This is a genomic window from Vibrio sp. OPT41 (assembly GCF_015163595.1).
Classification (GTDB): Bacteria; Pseudomonadota; Gammaproteobacteria; order Enterobacterales; family Vibrionaceae; genus Vibrio; species Vibrio alginolyticus.
The window spans coordinates 283,624-283,854 of record NZ_JADDYH010000074.1 but is presented as its reverse complement, the minus strand read 5'-3'; the positions used below and the strand labels follow the sequence as shown (position 1 = coordinate 283,854).

2 tRNA genes are annotated in these 231 nt (G+C 48.9%); both read left to right on the top strand.

The annotated features are described in order from the left end of the window. Nucleotides 1-5 precede the first annotated feature (5 nt). Nucleotides 6-82, top strand: a tRNA-Arg gene (locus tag IQP38_RS25135). 55 nt (nt 83-137) lie between these two features. Continuing rightward, a tRNA-Arg gene (locus IQP38_RS25130) sits at nt 138-214 on the top strand. The last annotated feature ends 17 nt before the right edge of the window (nt 215-231 follow it).

Genomic DNA, 231 nt, shown 5'->3' with positions numbered 1-231 from the left:
TCTGCGCGTCCTTAGCTCAGCTGGATAGAGTACCTGGCTACGAACCAGGCGGTCGGAGGTTCGAATCCTCCAGGACGCGCCACTATTTAATAATTCGTTTGATAAACGGGTTATACAAAGTAAAATAATATTATTGCGCGTCCTTAGCTCAGCTGGATAGAGTACCTGGCTACGAACCAGGCGGTCGGAGGTTCGAATCCTCCAGGACGCGCCACTTATTAAAGGGTAATA